This is a genomic window from Luteibacter sp. P4_E6 (assembly GCF_056401535.1).
Genome location: NZ_JBFUJE010000878.1, coordinates 1 through 1,069, shown reverse-complemented (window position 1 = coordinate 1,069; position 1,069 = coordinate 1). Strand labels below are relative to the sequence as shown.

Sequence of the window (1,069 nt, the reverse complement as noted above, 5' to 3'; positions counted from 1 at the left end):
GGTTACTCAGCAAAGCGCAAGCATTTCGCCCGAGGGCGAAAAACGCGTCGTTCGGCAAGTGATCCTGAAGGACGAGCACGGGATGGACGTGCTCGTCGAGCAGCACCTAATCGAGCTCGAGAATGGTGATTATCTGTACTTGCACAGCTCTCAGCCCGGGGCCACTCGGGAGCTCGACGAACGGATCTGCGCCAGTTTTGGCTCACAGGTCTCCAGGGGCAGCGTCATCAGGCTGAGCCCCGATACGCTTGGAGGCGGAGCATGTCGATCCGAATCTCCCGTGGACCCCAGTGCTGCCACTCCAAAAGGGATTCGTGCCCCTTATCTACAAGCGGTCGCCCCCGGAAACTATGTTGTCTCCGCAAATCAGAACTCGGTGCACCGTGGCACATCGACGTATCGCCTCGACTCCGCGAGCAYGGTCACCAGCGACCTTGTCATAGACAATCGGTGCCGCCAGTCGGCCAGCGACCCGACACCTGGCGGGGTTTCTGGCACCAGCGACGTCTACGTCAACTGTTTCATGCCTTCGGCAGGCACAGCACCCACCCGAATGACCACATGCGGCGGAGACCAATGTGCGCACGATGCAAATTCTTTCAGCGTCTTCTGATCCGCGAAGGCGACGGTCACTCCGAGATTTCTGGATCTTCAAGACTTCGATCGTGTCGAGCGGCGGACTGGCCGCTTGACCTTGTCCCAGCAGAGCCAGAACGGTTATCCGCCCGCCCACCCGACTTCACCCGCGTCTCCGCCCCGGCATGTGGCCGGATCAGCAGGCCCGAGCCTGGACGACCATCGCGGCGCGGCGTTCTCGGCTTGCCTGGCTTGCCGGTATCCATCGCTCAACCCTCGGGAAGATTACGGACAAAAAGAAAAGGCGCTTAGGTTTCCCTAAGCGCCTTCCAAAATGGTGGGCCGTGTAAGATTCGAACTTACGACCAATTGATTAAGAGTCAACTGCTCTACCAACTGAGCTAACGGCCCATTTTGAAACACATCGCACGTTGCAAGTGGGGTGGACGATGGGACTCGAACCCACGACATCCGGAATCACAATCCGGTACTC

The 1,069-nt window shown here is 58.9% G+C and carries 1 protein-coding gene and 1 tRNA gene; one reads left to right on the top strand and one right to left on the bottom strand.

The genetic code is table 11. The annotated features are described in order from the left end of the window. Window positions 1-613: hypothetical protein (locus AC1DT2_RS24280; RefSeq protein WP_477299295.1), on the top strand; the 613-nt coding region annotated here is incomplete at its 5' end. Window positions 614-911: 298 nt separating this feature from the next. Here the strand turns inward: AC1DT2_RS24280 and AC1DT2_RS24275 are convergent. Then, window positions 912-987 (bottom strand) — tRNA-Lys (locus AC1DT2_RS24275). Between the last annotated feature and the right edge of the window lie 82 nt (window positions 988-1,069).